The 5659-nt window shown below is 55.5% G+C and carries 4 protein-coding genes and 1 pseudogene; 1 reads left to right on the plus strand and 4 read right to left on the minus strand.

Features of this window, described 5'->3' with window-relative positions; genetic code table 11:
• Positions 1-238: 238 nt before the first annotated feature.
• Positions 239-2029, plus strand: a complete 1791-nt coding sequence (locus AQS70_RS07160; protein WP_055102186.1) for a putative bifunctional diguanylate cyclase/phosphodiesterase — start codon at positions 239-241, stop codon at positions 2027-2029.
• 77 nt (positions 2030-2106) lie between these two features.
• On the opposite strand, the pseudogene AQS70_RS23190 reads toward AQS70_RS07160, so the two are convergent.
• From AQS70_RS23190 to AQS70_RS07180, 4 genes and pseudogenes are all read right to left on the minus strand, one after another.
• Positions 2107-2565 (minus strand): annotated as a pseudogene (locus AQS70_RS23190) (REP-associated tyrosine transposase).
• Positions 2566-2811: 246 nt separating this feature from the next.
• Entirely contained in the window at positions 2812-4068 is a 1257-nt protein-coding gene (locus tag AQS70_RS07170; protein ID WP_055102188.1) for an aspartate aminotransferase family protein, read from the minus strand.
• A 100-nt stretch (positions 4069-4168) separates the two neighbouring features.
• A complete protein-coding gene (locus tag AQS70_RS07175) occupies positions 4169-4993 on the minus strand; it encodes an ABC transporter permease (protein ID WP_055102189.1) in 825 nt (274 codons plus the stop codon).
• 2 nt (positions 4994-4995) lie between these two features.
• Positions 4996-5659: ABC transporter permease (locus tag AQS70_RS07180; RefSeq protein ID WP_156355047.1), on the minus strand; the 664-nt coding region annotated here is incomplete at its 5' end.

Consider the following 5659-nt stretch of genomic DNA (forward strand, 5'->3'; position numbering starts at 1 on the left):
GGAAACCCCTTATAAACCCTCCGCCTTTTAACGTGACTGCGCTGTTCTTAAGCCGTTGGCCACCAACGCGGCGGATGACTGAATTATCTAGTGCGGCGCGTGGTCAAACCCGGAGAAGAATGCTTTACTCCCACCCAATTAATGAGCGAACACCGCGTTAACGGAGTTCAAACGATTGGCAAACAGGGGCAGATTGCCAAAGGCTGAGAACCTAGGCCGACTGAATTGAGGACTTTTCATGTCTACAGCGCCGGCCACACTGCTGATTGTTGATGATGACGAATGTATCCGAGAGCTGCTGGAAGAGTTACTTGAGGATCAGGGCTATAACACGCTGAGTGCCAGTTCAGGTGAAATGGCCTTAATGATGATCGCCAATCAACCGCCTGATTTAATTTTGCTAGATGCAATGATGCCAGGCATGGACGGCTATCAAGTTGCCCGTGAACTTAAGTCGAATCTGTTAACGGCCAATATCCCCATCATTATGCTTTCGGGCCTCAGCGAGCCAAGTGCGCGGCTAATAGGGCTGGAGGCGGGTGCCGAAGAAGTCCTCAGCAAACCCGTGGTCAGTGCCGAGCTATGGCTGCGGGTGCGCAACTTGCTACGGCTCAAAGCGTTTGGCGACTATCAAGTAGTTCACACCTTGATGCTCGAACAACAACTGCAAAAGCGCACCATCGACGTCGAGCGGTTCCAGTCCGCAATGGGCAGCGACGAGCGTTTGTTGAAAATGGCCAACTACGATCCGCTGACCCGTTTGCCCAACCGCAACTTGTTCTACACCACCTTACAAATGGGCCTGACCCAAGCCGCGCTCAGGGGGTGGCAATTGGCCGTGTGCACGGTCGATTTGAATGACTTTAATAGCTTTAACGAAATATGGGGGCATTTGATCGGTGATCAGGTGCTGGTTGAGTTCAGCGCTCGGTTGGCCAGCTGCCTTAATGTCAGCGACACATTGGGGCGAATGGACGGGCATGAGTTGGCCTTGATCCTGATGATCCGCAAAGGTCAGTCGGGGCCCAAACAAATCGTGGAGCGTATTCGTGAAGAGCTGCGTGAGCCTTTTAAGGTTCATGAGCAAGAGGTGACGATGACGGCGAGCATCGGGATCGCACTTTACCCCGATGATGGCATCGACGCTCAACGCCTGATCAAACAAGCCAAGACCGCGATGACGCGTGCTAAACAGGCAGGTAGGGACACGTACCGGTTTTACACCGCACAAATGAACGTTGAAGTTCAGGCGCGCCAAGAGCTAGAAACCGCGTTGCGAGAGGCGGTGCGCAAGAAAGCCTTTGAGCTGTACTACCAACCTAAAATTGACCTGAACGACGGAACAATCTGCGGGGTTGAGGCGCTGTTGCGCTGGCCTCGACCGGGGTTACCTAGCGTGTCCCCGGCAGTCTTCGTACCGATCCTTGAAGAGATGGGGCTTATATCCGAGGTAGGGCAATGGGTGATTGCCAGTGTCTGCAAGCAAATTGCCCAATGGCAGCGATTAGGGTTGAGGTTGGCGCAGGTTGCGGTCAACGTCTCGGCGCAGCAGATCACCGAGGGTGACTTGGTCGAAAGCATCCAGCGTGCGCTCAATGAGCATCAAATTGAGTCCAAATGGCTGGAGCTTGAACTGACCGAAAGCTCATTAATGGTCAACACCCCAGAAACCATCGCCAGCTTGTTGGCCCTGCGTGAGATGGGTTTAAAAATCGCTATCGACGACTTTGGTACGGGCTACTCGAGCTTGGCTTACCTGAGTCGTTTTCCGATTGATAAGTTGAAAATCGACATCGCTTTTATCCGCGAAGTACCGCACAACCCCCAAGACGCGGCCATTACCCGGACCATCATCGAGCTGGCCCACAGCCTCAACTTGCAGGTCATTGCCGAAGGTGTCGAAACCGATGAGCAATTGGAGTTTCTGACAGACAACGGCTGCGACCAAGTTCAAGGCTACCTCTTCAGCCGCCCCTTGCCCACGCAAGAGCTGGAACTACTGCTGCGCGAACAGCGGTGTTTTACCTAAACTTTTGCACAACCCCCGGACACCCCAAACCCCTTGTAGGAGCCCCGTAATTGCACCCAGCACCGCAGGCTGTGATCTTAAAGCCAGATTGCATCCCATAAAGGGTAATCACCGACCTTTTTAACCAGCCCGGCACGAAGGGGGTTCATCACGATGTAGCGAGCAGCTACTTTTATGTGTTCTTCACGCCGCACAGCACGATCATGGTAGCCGCGCTGCCAGAGCCGACCTTGGGTTGCCGTGCGCTCGTTGATCGACTTGCTGCTACGCGACTTTACCCGACACATCAGTTGCCCAAGGGTGCCTTGGTGGAGCTGGATCAACCAGTGAAAGTGATCGGGCATGATCACCCAAGCCTGCGAGGTAGCAAGACTCGCATCCTCGGCCTGGCGCAATTAATTAACAAGCAGGCGTCCGAGACGCCAATTGCTGAACACGGTCCTTCGCTGATGGGTTACACACGTCAGGACATAAAGCTGATTGGGTTGGGAAGTACGTCCTTTACGGAGTCGGCAGTTGCTTGCAGTTAACGGCATTCCTTTGCCCTCTTGGAGTAGTGAAAGACTCCAAGATTAGCGCTGTAACGGCTCTCACAAACGAAGATACGTAGCTGCGTATTTCACCTCTTGGCGAATCCACCCTGTAGGAGCTGCCGCACGCTGCGATCTGTTGATCTTCAAAAGCAAAAGATCGCAGCCTGCGGCAGCTCCTACGCGCAGTAGACGCAGCGCTGCGTTAGGCCGAAAGTACCTCACATACCCCTGTAGACGCAGCGTGCCTCGTCAGCGGCTAAGCGCGTTGGCATATTCAGCACTCAGTTTGGCCGCCGCCTGTTCGAATGCAGTGTTGATTTGATCAATCACGCGGTCGTTGTGTTCAAACGAGAGGTATAACCTGCCGTACGGCGACGGCATGATCAGTACTCCCGCTTCACGCAAGGCTAGGTGCAATGCTTTGCTGAAGGACGGGTTGGCGATCTGCGCGGCCTGTTCGTAGGTGGTCGGGGCAACCGCGCCCAGCCAGATCCCAAATACGTTGCCGTAGCCGCTGGTGGTAATGATCATCCCGTGGCGCTTAAAAGTTGCTTCGATGGCCGCGCGTAGGGCGTTGCCGCGTGCAATCAGTTGTTCGTAATCAAGAACGTCCAGTTGCGCCAAGGTGCTGGTCACTGCCGCGCAGGCCAAAGGGTTGCCGCTGAAGGTGCCGCCGCGTATCACTCGGCCCTCTTCAAAACCGGCCATGATCTGCGGCTTAGCTACGACCGCCGACACCGGTACGCCGTTGCCGATGGCTTTGCCAATGCTGGCGATATCGGGGTCCAAACCTTCTTGCAGTGCCGCAAGCCCAGGGTGTAGGCGGAACCCCATCAGCACTTCATCGCTGATGACCAGCGCGCCGTGTTTGTGCGCGATGTCTTGTACGTGTTTGAGGTAGCCAGGTAAGGCCATGATGCAGCCTGCGTTGGCCAGCATCGGCTCCAACACCACAGCTGCAATCTGGCTGTCTTCGGCGAAAAGCCGTTCAACATCGTTGAAGTCGTTAAAGCGCAGTAACGTGACGCGGTCTGTGGATGGGCGGTTGCCGTCGCTAAAGTTGGCTTCTTGGGAGGTGACGTTGCCGAAGCTGACGTCATCGAACCAGCCGTCGAAACCCGCGGCCATTTTGGCGATTTTGCCGCGACCGGTGTAGGCCCGCGCAGCTCGGCAAGCTAGGTGAACCGCTTCGCTGCCCGAGTTGGTGAAAATCACTTTGGACAGCGCTGCGGTGTGTTTGGCCAGTGCAGTGGCCGCATCATGTTCGCGTACATGCGCCCAAGACGGCGCGGCACTGTCGCCCAGCGCTTGGCCCACGGCGGCGTTGACGGTGTCATTCGAGTGGCCCAGCAGCACAGCGCCAAAGCCCAGAGCGGTGTCGACGTATTGGTGCCCTTGGTCATCCCACAAGTAGGCGCCTTTGCCGTTGCGGATAAACAGCTTTTCACCATTGAGATCAGGCAGGATGCGGGCTGCACTGGAAACATCACCCACTAAATTAGGCATAGAAACCTCAATATTTGGACAAAAGTGACCCGCCCCCAGGGTTGAACTCGGAGAAGGTTTACGGCGTTGGTTAGCACCCCAGAAGAGGCGGGCAGTGTGTTTATTGTTGTTTGATTTTTAGTTTCTTGTTGCGCCGTCGCAGGACTTCTAGGGTCAGAAGCATCAACACCGACAGCACGATCATGATGGTGGCGACGGCTGCAATGTTGGGGCTGATGTTTTCGCGAATACCCGAGAACATGTGCAAGGGCAAGGTGCGTTGTGAAGGGCTGGCCAGAAACAGCGTGACCACGACTTCATCAAACGAGGTGGCAAACGCGAACAGCCCGCCAGAGATCACGCCGGGGGCAATCAGCGGTAAAACCACCTTGAAAAAAACCGTCAGCGGCGGGGCGCCCAAGCTCGCAGCCGCTCGGCTCAAGTTGGTATTAAAACCTTGCAAGGTTGCGTTCACGGTGATGACCACAAAGGGCATACCCAAGATGGCGTGCGCCACTACCAAGCCGATGTAGCTATTAAGCAGTTGCAACTTGGCAAAGAAGAAGTACAAGCCCACCGCAACAATCACCAGCGGCACGATCATCGGCGCGATCAGAAACGCCATGACTAAGCCTTTAAACCGGAAGTTGCCGCGGCATAAGCCCACCGATGCCAAGGTGCCCAAGATCATGGCCAGTGCGGTGGCCACCGGGGCGATGATGAAGCTGTTTTTAAAGGCTTGGCGCCACTCTGCAGACGTCATCAGCTCGTTGTACCAACGAAGCGAAAATCCATCCATCGGGTAGGTTAGGAACGATGACGAGTTGAAGGACAGCGGAATAATCACCAACACCGGAATCATCAAGAACAGCAGCACTAGCACGCAGATCGACACCAATCCGAACCGTGCCAGTTTTTCGGCTTTGGACGCATAAGGTTGCAACATGGTTATGCCCTCGCCTGGTTGGAATGGGTGAGTTTGCCGTACACCCCATACAGCAGCAGGGTTGCAATCAAGAGCAAGCTCCCGAGTGCTGACGCCATGCCCCAGTTGACGGTTTTATTGGTGTAGAACGCGACGAAATAGCTGACCATTTGATCCGCGGCTCCGCCCACCAGCGCCGGTGTCACGTAGTAGCCAATAGCAAGGATGAAGGTCAGCAATGCGCCTGCGGCTAACCCGGCAAAGGTCTGCGGCACGTACACCCGCCAAAACGCTACAAACGGATGGGCGCCGAGTGAAATAGCCGCTCGCACGTAGTTGCTGGGGATGTTTTTCATCACGCTGTACAGCGGCAAGATCATGAACGGCAGCAATACGTGGGTCATCGCGATAATCACCCCGGTGCGGTTGAACACCAACTGCACCGGTGTGTCGATGACTCCTAAGAACAGCAGTGAGCGGTTGATCATGCCGTCTGACTGCAACAGCACCACCCACGCCGCAGTGCGCACGATCAGGGAGGTCCAGAAGGGCAGCAGCACGCAAATCATCAGCAGGTTGCTTTTACCCTCAGGCAAAGTGGCCAGCCAATAGGCGACCGGAAACCCGAACAGCAGGCTGAGCAGGGTGACCACGCCGCCGATGTAGAAGGTCCGGGCGAAAATATCG

It is taken from the genome of Pseudomonas endophytica, assembly GCF_001411475.1.
In the GTDB taxonomy this organism is placed as follows: Bacteria; Pseudomonadota; Gammaproteobacteria; order Pseudomonadales; family Pseudomonadaceae; genus Aquipseudomonas; species Aquipseudomonas endophytica.